Source organism: Vibrio mexicanus (assembly GCF_001012815.1).
GTDB lineage: Bacteria > Pseudomonadota > Gammaproteobacteria > Enterobacterales > Vibrionaceae > Vibrio > Vibrio mexicanus.
On record NZ_JYJP01000068.1, the window covers coordinates 1 to 15,520 of the forward strand.

The 15,520-nt window shown below is 44.9% G+C and carries 12 protein-coding genes, 1 other RNA gene and 3 pseudogenes; 8 read left to right on the top strand and 8 right to left on the bottom strand.

Annotated features, from left to right (window positions below):
* A pseudogene (locus tag UA76_RS09850) lies at positions 1-279 on the top strand (carbohydrate-binding protein); the annotation flags it as partial.
* A gap of 443 nt (positions 280-722) precedes the next feature.
* Here UA76_RS09850 and UA76_RS09855 read toward each other — a convergent pair.
* Positions 723-1,448, bottom strand: coding sequence for a substrate-binding periplasmic protein (locus tag UA76_RS09855; RefSeq protein WP_047045490.1), 726 nt, complete (start codon positions 1,446-1,448; stop codon positions 723-725).
* Positions 1,449-1,614: 166 nt separating this feature from the next.
* Entirely contained in the window at positions 1,615-3,165 is a 1,551-nt protein-coding gene (locus tag UA76_RS09860) for an alanine/glycine:cation symporter family protein (protein WP_047045493.1), read from the bottom strand.
* Between the two features lie 523 nt (positions 3,166-3,688).
* On the opposite strand from UA76_RS09860, the gene UA76_RS09865 reads away from it, so the two are divergent.
* On the top strand, positions 3,689-4,666 hold the full coding sequence (locus UA76_RS09865; RefSeq protein ID WP_047045495.1) for an ion channel: 978 nt from the start codon (positions 3,689-3,691) through the stop codon (positions 4,664-4,666).
* Between the two features lie 6 nt (positions 4,667-4,672).
* Here the strand turns inward: UA76_RS09865 and UA76_RS09870 are convergent, their stop codons facing one another.
* Positions 4,673-5,194: a hypothetical protein gene (locus UA76_RS09870; protein ID WP_052772001.1), complete on the bottom strand. Its 522-nt coding sequence runs from the start codon at positions 5,192-5,194 to the stop codon at positions 4,673-4,675.
* Between the two features lie 427 nt (positions 5,195-5,621).
* Here UA76_RS09870 and UA76_RS24615 point away from each other — a divergent pair.
* Positions 5,622-6,653: pseudogene (locus UA76_RS24615) on the top strand (S8 family peptidase); the annotation flags it as partial.
* A 167-nt stretch (positions 6,654-6,820) separates the two neighbouring features.
* A complete protein-coding gene (locus UA76_RS24620) occupies positions 6,821-7,882 on the top strand; it encodes a PKD domain-containing protein (protein ID WP_238322247.1) in 1,062 nt (353 codons plus the stop codon).
* A 152-nt stretch (positions 7,883-8,034) separates the two neighbouring features.
* Here the strand turns inward: UA76_RS24620 and ssrA are convergent.
* Together ssrA and smpB are read right to left on the bottom strand one after the other, a co-directional pair.
* Positions 8,035-8,401, bottom strand: a transfer-messenger RNA (tmRNA) gene (gene ssrA / locus UA76_RS22980).
* A gap of 66 nt (positions 8,402-8,467) precedes the next feature.
* On the bottom strand, positions 8,468-8,953 hold the full coding sequence (smpB, locus tag UA76_RS09880; RefSeq protein ID WP_047045498.1) for an SsrA-binding protein SmpB: 486 nt from the start codon (positions 8,951-8,953) through the stop codon (positions 8,468-8,470).
* 117 nt (positions 8,954-9,070) lie between these two features.
* Between smpB and UA76_RS09885 the strand changes: the two genes are divergently transcribed.
* Entirely contained in the window at positions 9,071-9,514 is a 444-nt protein-coding gene (locus tag UA76_RS09885) for an SRPBCC family protein (protein WP_047045502.1), read from the top strand.
* A complete protein-coding gene (locus UA76_RS09890; protein WP_047045504.1) occupies positions 9,504-9,857 on the top strand; it encodes an RnfH family protein in 354 nt (117 codons plus the stop codon). The genes UA76_RS09885 and UA76_RS09890 overlap by 11 nt, the downstream gene beginning before the upstream one ends.
* Positions 9,858-9,933: 76 nt before the next feature.
* On the opposite strand, the gene bamE is transcribed toward UA76_RS09890, so the two are convergent.
* The 3 genes from bamE to nadK all read right to left on the bottom strand — a co-directional run bounded on the left by bamE (position 9,934) and on the right by nadK (position 13,189).
* Positions 9,934-10,293, bottom strand: coding sequence for an outer membrane protein assembly factor BamE (bamE, locus tag UA76_RS09895; protein ID WP_047045507.1), 360 nt, complete (start codon positions 10,291-10,293; stop codon positions 9,934-9,936).
* Positions 10,294-10,484: 191 nt separating this feature from the next.
* Positions 10,485-12,149: a DNA repair protein RecN gene (recN, locus tag UA76_RS09900; protein ID WP_047045509.1), complete on the bottom strand. Its 1,665-nt coding sequence runs from the start codon at positions 12,147-12,149 to the stop codon at positions 10,485-10,487.
* Between the two features lie 155 nt (positions 12,150-12,304).
* Positions 12,305-13,189: an NAD(+) kinase gene (gene nadK, locus UA76_RS09905; RefSeq protein WP_047045511.1), complete on the bottom strand. Its 885-nt coding sequence runs from the start codon at positions 13,187-13,189 to the stop codon at positions 12,305-12,307.
* 143 nt (positions 13,190-13,332) lie between these two features.
* Here nadK and grpE point away from each other — a divergent pair, with 143 nt between their 5' ends.
* Entirely contained in the window at positions 13,333-13,929 is a 597-nt protein-coding gene (grpE, locus tag UA76_RS09910; protein ID WP_047045513.1) for a nucleotide exchange factor GrpE, read from the top strand.
* Between the two features lie 311 nt (positions 13,930-14,240).
* Positions 14,241-15,517 (top strand): annotated as a pseudogene (locus tag UA76_RS09915) (dicarboxylate/amino acid:cation symporter).
* Positions 15,518-15,520: the final 3 nt, after the last annotated feature.

The window sequence follows — 15,520 nt, forward strand, 5'->3', positions numbered from 1 at the left end:
CCAACAGAGCCGCCAGTCACTGAGCCTCCTGTTACTGAACCACCGGTAACCGAGCCGCCTGCAACGGAGCCACCGGCAACAGAACCGCCAGCGACTGAGCCTCCAGCTACTGAACCAGATCCTTCGGTATTTACGACTTGGGTTCCGGGTTCTACTCAAGTGAGTGAGGGTGAGAAGGTCACGTATCTAGGTAAGTGTTTCATTGCTAAAAATGGCCCAGGCGTTTGGGAGTCACCAACGCAAAGCAACTGGTTCTGGGATGAGATTAGCTGTCAATAATCGCTAGCAAAAGCCACGAAATTACCTCTGGCTTTAACCCACAAAACCACCTCCATAGAGGTGGTTTTTTTAGTTTAATAAGCTTTGGGTTACCTATGTTCTAAATGCTCACTGAAGGTGTGGCTTAAAATTAAAATTGCTACTTATCATGTGTTTATAATGAATTTCTAGTATTTTGCCTATGATGTTCCAAATGCGTCAACTGCTGTACACCCAGAACGTCGTTTGTTCGTTGGAGTAAGAGGTGTGATGCCAAATAGCCCATGTTAAGGGGCTAGGGTTGAGAAGCTCATTTTGACACGTTAACCGCCTCTGTTTGCAAGTTGTTGATTATGGATTTGAGTTGCTCTCAAAGATCGAAGCGTGGGGTAAATACATGATGGCAAAACAAAATAAGGTGCAAAAACTGACGCTAAGTTCAGGGATGAGGAGCTTAGGTTTTTTTATTTGCTTGTGCCGGAAAGGCGTGTTTCGATGGCTTTCAAATCAATCTGTGTCAGGCCTTGATTAAAGATTTGCTGCCAATGCTTTCCTTCAGGTGTGTTTTTAAATGCTAGGTATATTTGTTTGATTGCTAACAGCTTGGTATTCATCTCAACTCGGTTTTGAATTAGTTCTCGCCTTGGATCTGTGTCGATCAAGTAGCGTAGCACATTGGCGTCGATGACTGCGAGATCAATTCTTCCCTTTGCTATTCTATATACATTGGCTATGTCACTCTCCGCCGCTTCAACATTGAGCTCTCCACGCTCCACTAAAGCATCAAATGAACGTGTGTTGACATAACCTTGTACCACACCGATACGATAGTCAGAGAGGTCATTCAATACCGACCAAGTTATCGGTTTGTCTTTGTTTTGCACGAAGCCCAAAGGTCCAGTACCAATAGAGTCCGAGAAGATAAAATCGTCAGTTGCAAACTCATATTCAGGAAAATAGCCAATGTACTTTTCTCTCTTCGATGCGGTTGCTACTGTTCTAACCCAAGGCTTGAATTCTACAATTAGCTCATACCCCATAGACGCGAAAGCCTCTTTTGCAATCGCCACCGAAAGCCCATTTTCTGCAAGCGTTTCTCCGGAATAGGGCGGCCAATCAAGAGATGTCATATAGACTTTCTGGGCTTGCGCACTACTCCAAATAAAGCACAGAACTAGCCACCACTTCATTCTCCTCACTCCACAATCATGCCTTAGTACTAAGAATAGGATAGGAGCACTAATAGTCTAGTGACCGGCAAAGTCAGAGAGTGGTTGATAAACTCACAGGAATAAAAAAGGGCTAACCAATGGTTAGCCCTTCACAATGCTTAAAAGTTTACTTCAGAATCATCAGTTAAGTAGAAGGTTGCTCTACTGGCTTTGACTCTTCTTTATCAGCAGCTTTCGTTTGACCGCCTGAGTTACGCTTGTAACGCTCTTCCCAGTAAGTCGCGCCTTTGATACCAAGTTTAATTGGGTTGAAGGTGTACTCTGTTACGCCTTGCTTTTGTTGCTCTTCATAGTCTTTAAGCGCTTTTAGAGCTGGCTTAGACATAAAGAAGATGATGATGATACCAACAATGTTTAGCCAAGCCATCAAGCCAACACCCACATCACCCATTGCCCATGCAAGACCTGCTGTCTTAACCGTACCGTAGAATACAGCCGCCATTAGAACCAGTTTCAGCATGAACATAAGACCGTTTACTTTCAAAGTACGGCGAATGTACGCAATGTTGGTTTCTGCAATGTAGTAGTAGGCAAGAATGGTTGTGAACGCGAAGAAGAATAGCGCAATCGCGATGAATGGTTTACCTACACCTGGTAGTGCACTTTCGATTGCCATTTGCGTGAATACAGGGCCGTTTGCACTGATATCCGCTCCGATATTCTGGATGATGAATGCACCTTCAGCACCACCGTGTACGTTGTACGCACCTGTGATAAGAATCATGAATGCAGTCGCAGAACAAACTAGTAGTGTATCGATGTAGATAGAGAAAGACTGAACCAGACCTTGCTGTGCAGGGTGGTCTACGTTTGCTGCCGCAGCGGCGTGAGGACCTGTACCTTGACCAGCTTCGTTAGAGTAAACACCACGTTTTACACCCCAACCGATTGCAGCACCAATACCAGCCATTGGCGTAAATGCGTCGCTAACGATCATTGAGAAGATGCGTGGCACTTCACCGATGTTCAGAAGGATGATAACGAATGCGGTAATGATGTAAGCCAGCGCCATGAAAGGAACAACGATTTGAGTGAAGTTCGCAATTCGCTTAACACCACCGAAAATGATGAAGCCAAGGATGATAGAGATTACAGTACCAGTGAAAATTTTCGCAAAACTGAATGTACCGATCGCTGTTTCAATCATTTCACCCGAGCCAAACGCTGCTTCAACCGCATTACCGATGCTGTTCGATTGAACGCCTGGTAGCAAAACACCACAAGCAAAAATCGTCGCGATGGCGAAGATCCAAGCATACCATTTCTGACCCATTGCTTTTTCGATGTAGTAAGCCGGACCACCACGGAACTCGCCTTCGTCTTCCTCTTTATAGATCTGTGCAAGTGTTGACTCAGTGTAAGCTGTCGCAGCGCCAAAGAAAGCGACCACCCACATCCAGAATACGGCACCTGGGCCACCAAAGCCGATAGCAGCTGCAACACCTGCGATGTTACCTGTACCTACACGGCCAGAAAGTGAAACCGCGAGCGCCTGAAAGGAAGAGATACCTTTGGTAGAGCTTTTGCCAGAAAGAAGTAGTCGCCACATTTCGAAGAAATGGCGTACTTGAACAAAGCGGGTGAGAATGGAGTAGAACAAACCAGCCCCAAGGCACAGATAAATTAGTACCGGGCTCCAGATTATTCCGTTAAGAAAATCAACTAAAGACTGCATGAGTGTATTCCCTGTTTAAAATGTAGTGTTCTCGAAAAACTGACTAATAGAAATGTATAGTGATTATTTTTCAGGCGATAGATTACCCTTGTTGTAACTTAATTGTTAATTTTTTCTTCTGGTTTGATTTCTTATCGTGATGCTGGACACAAAACTGTCAGTAATTGTTAATAAATAGTATTCGTTCTGGATATGAGTAGTTGGTTAGATTATCTGCTAACCAAATCTGTTGACTGTGGACTAATCACCTAAAGTCACTCTCTTCACTATCGATTTGAGTAATGTGGTTTACCGTTTGATTGACAAAATTAATGGCTAAAAATTAAGCGGATAGAGTGTGTAGGCATAACATTGGCGCTTGGATGCTCGATGGACTTCCTCAAAATGAAGGTGTTTCTATCTCCCTTTCTCCTGTTTTTGGCTGTAATAAAACCTGCAATTCTTTGTTAGTGAGTATTTAGTAAATAAAGTTAGCGAACTCTTCATCACTGCCTAAACTTAAAGGTGATTGAGGGCAGCGCATATGAAATCAAACGAAGGCCGATGCAGCTATCGAAACCCCGATGGCTGGAGCTGCGATCAACCGTGTGGTGAGTCTGGTTTATGTTACTGGCACGATCCAAATGTCGATAAAAGCAACGATAACGTCCGACAGCAGGTTGAAGAGTGGGCCGCAGCGGGTAAACCCCTAGACGGATTTCAGTTAGCCAGGACCAATTTAACCGATCTTAACCTAGTCAATAGGGGAAGCAAGGTAGGCTTTAAATGCAGAAATGCAGACTTTTACAGAGCAGACTTAACAGAAGCGCACTTCTTTGGGCTCGATCTTAGGGGGTCGTCACTCATGAAGAGCAAACTGGTCTGCGCAAACTTACATTGTGCAAAGCTTGATGACTGCAACATACTTGGGGCAGATTTGAGCCGAGCTCGTTTGGAAAATATAGAGTGGGGCGACAGTCTAAAACAAGAAAAAGAAGCCAAGCGGGCATTCAAAAACGGCAACAAAGACAAGGCGCTTTCTCTTTGCCAAGAGGTAGAAGAGGTATGTCGCAATGTACGTAAGCAGTGCGAGAAGCAAGGCTTGTTTGAAACAGCTGGCGCATTTTTCAAAAAAGAGATGCGTTATCGCCGCTATCAAATGCCTGTGATGAGCATGAATCGCTGGGTTTCAAAAATCGTAGACTTGTTTTGTGGTTATGGTGAGTCGCCCATTCGAGTAGTGACTTTCTCGATATGCTTGATACTAACCTGTGCCATCGCCTACTTTATTCTCGACACCACGGCCGCCAACCCTATCTATGCTGATGTGACAGGGTGGAAGTTTTACGCGTTGGAATTTATGAATGCGCTTTACTTTAGCGTAGTGACGTTCACAACACTCGGTTACGGCGACATATCGCCCGTGGGGGTGGCGCGGTTTATCGCCGCATTTGAGGCCTTCTTTGGCAGCTTTACCATGGCGCTGTTTGTTGTGGTCTTTGTAAAGAAGATGACGCGTTGAGAATTGTTATGCTTCGAGTAGCCAGTCGTTAATGAAAATTTTATCGGCTTTATATTGATTGGCCATATGCTCGATGATGTCTGCCAAATACTCACCTGAATCTCTGAAGAGCTGAGTCGTTAGGTCTGCTGATATTGCAATATCACAGCCTTGGGGTTCAGCCCTACCCGCTAGATAAATTGGTACTAACAAGGTGGAGAGTGCCGCTTTGTGCTTCGCTTTTAAGTCACGAGTAAAGGATTCGATTTGATCTGAAGTTTGCTGGTGGTACTGCACATCATCAAGTTGTAAATCAATGGCAAATACAATCCCGCGATAAAACACCAATGCGGTTATTTGATTTGTCGTTGTTGGCGCAGTGACATCAAGTAGCACGTCGCCTGCGAGATGCGGGAGCTTCGAAAGGTAAGACTGTAACGCGGTGATGGTTGTGCTTGAAAGAGGTTGGAGCATTTCCTCGGTTATGGCTGAAACTTCACTATTAATAAAATCCAACAGTGAGCTGCGAAAACCATACTGCAATGACATACTTTCTGAATCCTTTTCTGAGCCAGGCCTGTTGTACTAGCTGCTTCAATTTATTGCGGCGAGATTATAGCGTGCTTCATTGCGAGTTCACACAGGTTTGGTCCGGTCTTTTCCTCTTGCTTAAGCAAAAACAAAGGCATTACTACTTAAAATTATTTTTTATTTTCTCCTACATTGACGTCTCCTTTAGCTCGTTGAGTTTATAGCAATTTATTGCTCAGCCCTTGTTGCGCTTGGCGTGTAAGTAAATTTTTGTCTCCGTATCATTCAGGTTTTGGTTTTACAGTTGTATGTTTATTGACCAAACTATCAGTAATGAGTAAGTGCTGCACCATCGGTTGCATTGGAGGGAAAGATGTCTCACGGAAAAAACAAACAGCGCACATTGCTTCGGCCAGTACTGGTAACTCTGGTGTCATCATTCTTGATGTCGGGGGCGTCTGCGTCTGAACCTTCTCAGCCACTGAGACCTGCCACCGTTTTGTACAAGATCGATGCAAATGCTAGTGCAAATGATCTGAAAGGTCTGAATGCACTTCTCAACAGTAATGGGTTAGTCTCTTCGAGAACCTTGGAGGGTAGTGAAATTGTCATCGCGACATTTGAGCATCCGGGCCGAGAAAAAGCCGTTGCAAAAATTCTCGACAAAAGCGGCTACGTTGAATTTGCTGAGCCCGATTATTTGGTAGAGCCCACGGTTCAACCGAATGATACTTTTTTCGGTGAGCAGTGGCATCACACGAATGTAAATAGCCAGCAAGCTTGGGACATAACAACAGGGACTCACAACGTGCTCGTCGGGGTTTGTGATTCTGGTTTCGATGTGAATCACCCCGATTTAGGCCCTAACTTACGAACTGACTTGGCTTACAATGCAAATGACGGCTCGAATTACATTTTTGATGCTGACGGTCACGGTACCGGCAGTGCAGGGACATTAGGAGCTGTCGGTAATAATGGTATAGGTGTCGCGGGTGCCAACTGGGACGTCGATATTATTCCGGTAAGAATTGCCATCAGCGATCAAAACAGCTCGGCGTACATTTCAACCATGGCAACATGTATTGAGTATGCAGCAGATAATGGCGCACGTATTGTTAATCTAAGTTACGGCGGTATCGAGTATGCAACCATTGATGCGGCAGCTCAGTATCTTCGCGCTAGAAATGGATTGTTGTTCATGTCAGCAGGCAACAGCGGTTCAGAGCATGGATACCCAGACTACACGAGCTTTGTTGGAGTGGGCGCAACTGACAGAGATGATACAAGAGCGAGCTTTTCTAGCTGGGGTAATTATGTGGATATCACTGCGCCGGGCGTAGATATCGCGACTACTTATCCTGATAACCGCTATGTCTACTATAGTGGGACTTCTTTCTCATCCCCACTCACGGCAGGTATTGCAGCGTTAATGGTCGCGGCAAACCCTTCGATAACGCCTGATGAAATTGAAGCAGGTCTGTTTTCGACGGCCGTCGATATCGGCGAGACAGGCGATGATAACTTGTATGGGCATGGCTTAGTGGATGCTGCAGCTGCGGTAAATTATGCGGTTAACTTGATAGTGGTGCGCCACCTACAGCTGTTATCTCCGTCAGTAGTAACTCTGTTCCATTTGATACATCGATTGATTTTGACGGCTCAGGTTCCACCGATGCAGACGGAGGCAGTGTTGCTTCTTATGCATGGGATCTTGGTAATGGTGACTTCTCATCCGATGCCATGTTTAGTTACACCTATCCAGAAGCGGGCAGTTATCAAGTCACCTTGACGGTAACGGATGGTAATGGTTTAACAAACTCAGACACAACCTCAATCCAAGTTACCAATGAATTGCCGACAGCGAGCTTCGTTGTCAGCCCAGGGACCAATGATAACCTTGTAGGCGATCTAGTCTCATTTGATGGTTCGTCGTCGAGTGATTCAGACGGCAGTATCATCAGTTTTGATTGGGACTTTGGCGATGGTACTAGTGCTAATGACGTCACTGCTGGCCATAGCTATACGCAGCAAGGGCAGTATACCGTGACATTAACGGTGACTGACAACGCGGGGGGAATGAATAGTAGCAGTACTCAAGTGACAGTTATCGATCAAAATGTGCTTAATGCACCCACAAACCTATCAGCTGATACAAACGGTTCTTCAGTAACGTTAAGTTGGAATGATACTAACCTAGCAGAAGAAGGTTACTTGGTTGAACGTGGTCAAAAAACACGTGGCCGTGTCCGCTTTAGCTCAGTTGCAACATTAGATCCGAATGTGACCCGTTGGGAAGATGCGGGTTTAAGTGACGGCAACTATCGATATCGAGTCTCAGCGATTAAAGGTGGTGAATTGGCCACATCCGACACAATCAACGTTACGGTAGACTCAAGCAGTAACCCTGACCCTGATCCGAGCGGTCTTCCCGCTCCGACTAACCTTCAAGGCTCTTTAAGCGGCAGTTCATTAACTCTAACATGGGGTTACAGCGATTTGTCTTTAGTCGACGGTTTCTATGTTCAACGAGGACGCAAAGCTAAAGGACGCATCAACTATGAAACGGATATTGAAGTAACCAACGGCACGACTTTTGTTGATGATATGAGCAATTTAGCGTCAGGAAATTACTCTTATCGAGTGAGGGCCTTTAAAGGCAATGAGGCTTCAGATTTTAGTAATACCTTTGAAATTCGTAAGAAGTAGGATATGAAGGTCTCCGTAAAGGCGCCAGTCGTTGCAGTGGCGCTTTTTACACTAGTTATGCGCCAACTTGAAATGTTTAATCATATTTTAGGATGAGGCGTAAATAACAAAAAGGGCGATAACTCAAAGAGTTATCGCCCTTTCCAAACGTTTGGTGGAGCTGGCGGGAGTTGAACCCGCGTCCAAAAACCATTCATCATTGGTACTACATGCTTAGTCGATCTTTAAATTCACCAGTTACCTGCGAACCGACACGCTAGTAAAAGGCTAACCTGAATTAAAATTCGCCGTTCATCTCTCAGGTGGGAAAATCCGGGCTAGCGCGTTTGGGTTTGATCTCTCGTTGGTCCCCGTCTTACGTGCGGAAGCTAGGGCGAGAGAGCTCTGAGCAGGTTATTAAGCTGCTAGTGCGTAGTTTTCGTCGTTTGCGACTATTTTTTTGCGGCTTTTTACGTGGCCAACCGCCCCACGGCATGCACCTCAGACTGCAGCATTCCTGTCGAATCCTAAATCAGCCCAAAGTGTTCTTCGCATACTACCAGAAAAGCTAATGCTGTCTAGCGTTGTGCGTTTAAGTGCTCAAGATTAACGCAGATTACTCTTCATAATACGTGCTTTATCGCGAGCCCAATCTTTTTCTTTCATATCGGTACGCTTATCGTGAAGCTTTTTACCTTTTGCGACACCGATTTTCATCTTCACCCAAGAGCGAGACCAATACAGTGCAGTCGCAACTAGCGTCATACCTTCGCGATTGATTCGACCGATAAGGTTATCGAGTTCTTTACGAGAAAGGAGTAGTTTACGTACGCGTGTTGGGTTAGCGACAACGTGAGTCGATGCTTGTGTAAGTGGTGTGATTGTCATACCACTGACGAAAGCTTCGCCGTCGCGAATGAATACGTAGCTCTCTGCAATGTTGGTTTTACCTTCGCGCAGAGACTTAACTTCCCAGCCTTGTAGCTCCATGCCGGCTTCAATTTCATCGTCGATGAAGTATTCGTGGCGAGCTTTCTTATTGAGAGCGATGGTATTGCTACCCGCTTTTTGTTTTGATTTTTTCTTTGCCATAGTGGGGGCATTATACGGTTTGGTTTTTAGTTAGGAAATGCTTTTATTTGCGCTAGCAGAGAATAAAAGTAAAATTGTGTCATCGCAAAGCTCAGAGATAGGTAGTGAGGGAGTAGTATGAAACAAGTCAGTCGTTCTGCCTTAGTGTCATTTAGCGCGGAACAGATGTTTGATTTGGTGAATGATGTCGCTAAGTATCCCGAATTTTTACCTGGATGCTCAGGTTCAAAAGTGATCGAGTCGTCTGAAAATGCAATGGTGGCATCGGTCGATGTTTCTAAGGCCGGAATCAGTAAAACGTTCACCACCTCGAATGAGTTGGTGTCGGGCTCGGCCATTTTGATGAAGCTGGTCGATGGGCCTTTTAAAACGCTGCAAGGCGGTTGGCATTTCACGCCACTGGATGATCACGCTTGTAAGGTTGAGCTTAAGTTGGAGTTTGAATTTTCAAGCAAGATGATTGAAATGGCATTCGGAAAGATCTTTAACGAGTTGACCAGCAATATGGTGAATGCCTTTACTCAACGAGCAAAGCAGGTGTATACGTGTTATGAGTATTGAGTCGGAAATGATTCATGTAGAAGTGGTGTATGCCCTTCCTGATGAACAGCGTGTTTTTACTTTGGTGGTTAACCAAGCCATGACGGTTGAGGAGATCATCAAGCAATCAGGCGTTCTTGAACTGTATCCTCAAATAGACCTTAAAGTGAACAAGGTAGGGGTGTTTAGTCGCAACGTTAAGCTTGACGCAACAGTGCGAGATAAAGACCGTATTGAAATTTATCGCCCTTTACTTGCTGACCCAAAAGAGATTCGCCGTAAAAGAGCCGAGCAAGCTAAGGCGGCGGGTAATGCTGATCCGGTGACGGGTGGTAAGAAGAATCCATTGCGTAAAGACGCTTGAGTGTTTACGCCTTAGCTAGTTAAAGAAAAAGCTCGCATTCGCGAGCTTTTTTATGTCTGAGTTTTGCTTTATTCGGCTAGTTGATCTGTTCGAAGAAAGCGTCGCTTTGATCGAAGTCACCTTGAATTTCAACCAAGCTACCTTCTGGATCGAAGTTGACGATCAGATTCTTTTGCACAGAATCATTGTGACCTTTGGTTTGGTGATCAATGTAGTACCAAGTATCTGGATAGCCATTTTCAATAAGCATTGGAGAGCCTAAAACAAAGCGTACCTGCTCTTTGGTCATACCAAACTTAAGCTGGTCAACAGCTTGTTGTTCTACGTAGTTACCTTGGTTGATATCAATGCGGTAAACCAGTCTGTCTGTTAGTGAGCAGCCAGCTAGCATTGTCAGTGCGAGTGGTACAGCGATAAGCCACTTTTTTACATGCATACTATTTCAATTCTTAGTGGGTGGATCTTTAAACTGAGCTGATAATAAACAAGCTGAGCCTGAAAGTAAAAAGCTCACTGCGTATTCGTTTACTTGTGACCACTATTTTTGAGTTAGGTTGCAATAAAGGCACAAAAAGTCATAGATGAAGGAACTTTTTGTGCCTTGGATTGGTTGGATAGTGGAGAGAGTTAAGCGGCGATCAGCAACTCTTTCGCGTTTGCTAAGGTGCTTTCGGTTATTTGACTACCACCAAGCAGTCTAGCGAGCTCGGAGACACGTTGGGAATCGTCGAGTTTGTGCATCTTTGTTTCAGTCTTGCCTGCTTTAGTCTGCTTAGCCACGAACAGTTGTTGGTGACCACAACCTGCAACTTGAGGTAAGTGGGTCACACACAATACTTGAGTTGATTCACCCAAGGTGCGAAGCATTTTACCGACGACTGCCGCAGTTGGGCCACTGATACCCACATCGACTTCATCGAAGATCAAACTCGGAGTATCGACTTTCTGAGCGGTAATGACTTGGATTGCGAGCGAGATTCGAGATAGCTCACCACCAGAGGCAACCTTCGCGATTGGAGCCATTGGTTGACCAGGGTTGGTTGAAACCGTAAACACAACATTATCCAGCCCAAGTGGGGAAGCGTTGCTATTGTCATTACACACTTCAATGACGAACTTAGCTTTCTCCATGCTCAGCTCATGCATGCTTTGACTAATGAGCTTATTGAGTTCTTTAGCGTAGCGACAACGTGACTTGTGCAGTTTCTCTGCAGCTACCAAGAAGCCTTGATACTTTTCTTCCACTTCTACCGCTAATGCGTCCAGCTTTTCATCCGAGCAGTCTAGCGCTTCAATTTGCGCGAGAAGATCTTGGTGATGTGTGAATAGTTCTTCTGGTATCACGTGATGTTTACGAGCGATGGACATCACCTTGGAGAAACGCTCTTCAACAAAGGCCATACGAGCAGGATCAACGTCGATATCATCTAGGTAATTACGCAGTTCGCTGTTGGCTTCTTCAATCTGAATAATGGCTTCCGACAGCATGTTGGGCAGCTCTGCGAGCTTCTCATCTAACTCAGCAAGTTGAATTAAGGAGTGATTGGCCGATTGCAAAATACCAAGCGCATTAACTTCTTCGCCTTCGTATATAAGCTCGATGGCTTGCTGGCAGGTAGAGGCAAGCTCGCCACTGTTTGACAATCTTTTGTGCTCTTGTTCGAGTTCTTCAAATTCATTCTCCCCAATCGATAGTTCGTTGAGTTCCTTGATTTGGTATTCCAGCAGTTGTTTTTGAGCAAGGTTCTGCTGACTGTTTTCTTTCAATTGCTTCAAAGAGTTGTCGGCTTGTCGCCATACTTGATACGCATCTCGAGTGCGTTTGAGTAAGTTATGGTGACCAGCGTATTGATCGAGCATGCTCATCTGATGATCGCTCTTCATCAGTTGATGATGAGCGTGCTGCCCGTGGATATTGATCAGCAGTTGTCCTAGTGATTTTAATTGGGATAAAGGAACAGGGCTGCCGTTTATGAAGGCTCTAGAGCGGCCATCTTTATTGATAGTGCGTCGAAGTATGCACTCACTTCCGTCAAGAAGTTCGTTATCTTCTAGCCAACGCGTTGCGTGAATATTGTTGTCTAGCAGGAATGCGGCACTGACCTCGGTTTTCTCTTCTCCTTGCCTTACCATGCTGGCTTCTGCACGGCCACCTAAGCATAAGCCAAGAGCGTCAATAGCAATGGATTTACCTGCGCCAGTTTCACCAGTAATGGTGGTCATGCCCTTAGCAAGTTCAAGTTGAAGAGATTTTACGATAGCGAAGTTATTTACACTTAAATGAGCCAGCATCTTGGATACCTGTATAACTAAACAATACTGTATAAGAAAACAGTATATACTGTTTCTTTATACAGTAAAGTGAACAGGTGAAAATTTTGTGACGCGCATTACGAGTTGCCACAAAAAAGGGTTGATGCTTTACATCAACCCTTTCTGATTTCGCTCTAGAATAGTTTGCTTGACCAACCGAGTTTGTTCCTAAGTACATGATAATAGCTGTAATCTTTTGGATGAATCAGTTTTAGCACGTTAGGGCTCTGATAAATAATCACTTCATCACCAGGCGATACTGGCAGAGAGATTTGCCCATCACAGCTCACTTCTTGAGTGCCGCGGTTTTCTGGTGACACCAGCAGTTTGATGCGGCGTCTTCCATCCACCACCAGTGGGCGGCTTGATAGAGTATGCGGAAACATAGGAACAAGTGAGAGCGCATTAAGGCTTGGTGAAAGGATAGGGCCACCACCAGAAAGCGAGTAAGCGGTTGAACCTGTCGGCGTTGAGATAATCAAGCCGTCCGATCTCTGGGAAAAAGCAAAGCTGTCATCGATGTAGACTTCAAACTCAATCATGTGGGCCACTTGCCCCGGGTGAAGCACCGCTTCATTTAGCGCTGAGTTGTGGCTTTTGATTTGGCCATGTCGATGAACTTCTGCTTCGAGAAGAAAGCGTTCCTCTTCGACATATTCTCCGGCCAGTACGGCTCTTAACGCTTGCTGGAAGTCTTCTGGATTAAGATCGGTTAGGAAACCGAGGTTGCCACGGTTCACTCCAATTACTTGGGTGTTGAACCTTGATAGGACACGCGCCGCGCCAAGCATGTTGCCATCACCACCGACGACGATGGCAAGGTCGGCTTTTTTGCCTAATTGCAGTAGACTGGCAAACTGAGTTTTGGGAATATCATCTAGGATTTCTGATAGCCGGTCGTCGATAAAGACCTCATAGCCTTCAGAGGAAAGCCAAAGATACAGCTCTTTATGCGTTTGAATCGCTTGTTGATCTCTTGGTTTACCAATAATGGCAATGACTTCAAATGGCTTTTTCATAGGTTTTCCAATCGAATGGGGCTTGAATCAGGAATCTTCATCCCCATAATAATGGCAAGTTACCCTTTTATGCGAATTTTAATGCTTCTAATCCATTGGTTTTGTGGGATTAGAGGTAAAAAAGAAAGAGTTCTGGAGATATCATGAGCAACGAAGAAAACAAAGTTACAGAAGAAGAGCTGGATCAAATCATTGAAGAAGCAGAGAAAGTAGAAGCAAATGCTCAAGAAGCTGAAGCAGAACTTGAAGAAATCGGTGATGAGAAAGACGCTAAGATTGCTCAGCTAGAAGCGGCGCTACTCACCAGCGAAGCGAAAGTGAAAGACCAGCAAGATTCAGTTTTGCGTGCGAAGGCAGAAGTTGAAAACATGCGTCGCCGTACAGAAACAGAAATCGACAAAGCGCGTAAATACGCTCTGAACAAGTTCGCTGAAGAACTGTTACCTGTTATCGATAACCTAGAGCGCGCGATTCAAGCTGCAGATGCAGAAAATGAAATCGTTAAGCCTATCTTGGAAGGTGTAGAGCTCACTCACAAGACGTTTGTAGACTCTGTTGCTAAGTTTGGTCTAAAAGAGATTAACCCAGAAGGTGAAGCGTTTAATCCTGAGTTCCACCAAGCGATGTCTATCCAAGAAAGCCCAGACCATGAGTCGAACACGGTTATGTTCGTTATGCAGAAAGGTTACGAGCTAAATGGACGCGTTATTCGACCAGCAATGGTAATGGTTGCAAAATAAAAATCTAGATTTTATAAGATTTTCAGAAAGAGAGGCTAAGGCCTCTCTTTTTTTGTTTGTTGTTTATCTTAATGTTATCACTCAACAAAGTAAGGAGAGTGCTAGATTAACCATGGGAATTGCGCCGGAGTAATGTTCTAATATTTAAAATAAGTTCAGAATATTAACAAAGTGTTGGTGGTGTAACCATTTTGTGAATTTATGCTTTATTTTGTTTTTATTACATGTATTATTGCGAACTTCGCCGCAAAAGATGGCGTTTATAACTACAAAACTAAAAGTTGCATACACAATATTCTGGATTTGAAAATATGGATAAATCACTTTCTAGCAAGATCTTTGTAGGTTTGTTTGCTGGCCTAATTCTAGGTACTGCAGTTCAATATCTATTTTCTGGCATCTCATTCTTTGACGTATATCTACTAGGCGCAGCTGAAGGCGCTGGTGGTATGTTTGTCTCTCTTATTAAACTTCTTGTTGTACCACTAGTATACGTGTCAATCGTATGCGGTATTGTGGAGCTGAAAGACATTCGTTCTTTCGGCCGCTTGGGTGGTAAAACATTCAGCCTTTACATCATCAATACACTTATCGCTATCGCTGCGGCGCTAACGGTTGCGATGATTGTTCAGCCTGGTGCAGGTGCTAACCTAGCAAACACGTTGACGCAGTCTGTAGAACTAGCAACAACGGAAACACCTGATATCTTCTCGTTGGTTGTGAACATTGTTCCGAGCAACCCAGTTCAAGCGTTTGCAAACGGCGACATGCTGCAAATCATCTTTATGGCAATTTTGACAGGTCTTGCCATTCAAGCGTTAGATTCACGCGGTGGCCCAGCAGTGAAAACGTTTAAGATGGCAAACGAGATCATGATGAAGCTGATTGGCCTAGTGATGAGCCTAGCGCCATACGGTGTATTTGCCTGATGATTCAACTTGGTGCGACTCTTGATGCGAATACACTAGCGTCAGTAGCAGGCTATGTTGCGCTTGTTGTGGGTATGTTAGTGTTCTGGATCTTCGTGGTCTACCCAATTATCGTACAGCTAACGACGGGTATTTCAGCGCGTGAGTTCTCTCGTAAGACGCGTGAACAGGTTCTGTTCTCTCTATCAACAGCAAGCTCGAACGCAACTATCCCAGTGACCATGCGCACTCTAACCGACAAAATTGGTGTATCTAAATCAGTAGCAGGCTTTGGTGTGCCACTGGGTGCGACCATGAACATGGCGGGTGTATCTATATACATTGCTATCGCAGCGGTTTTCTGTGCAAATGCATTCGGCCAACCAATTGCGGTAAGCGATATGCTAACGCTAGGTTTCACAGTACTGCTTCTATCTATAGGCGCAGGTGGTGTTCCGGGCGGTGGTGTTGTGATGATCGGTGTTATCTTGCACCAATTGGGTCTTCCACCTGAAGGCTTGGCAATTGTTGCGGCAGTTGACCGTATCAACGATATGTTCTGTACGTCATCTAACGTTGTGGGTGATACCGCGGTGAACACGATTGTTGCGCACACTGAAGGTGAGTTGGGCAAAGAAGAAGCGGAAGCGTCTGCTCAACCTGCACAAGCGAATGCATAACGA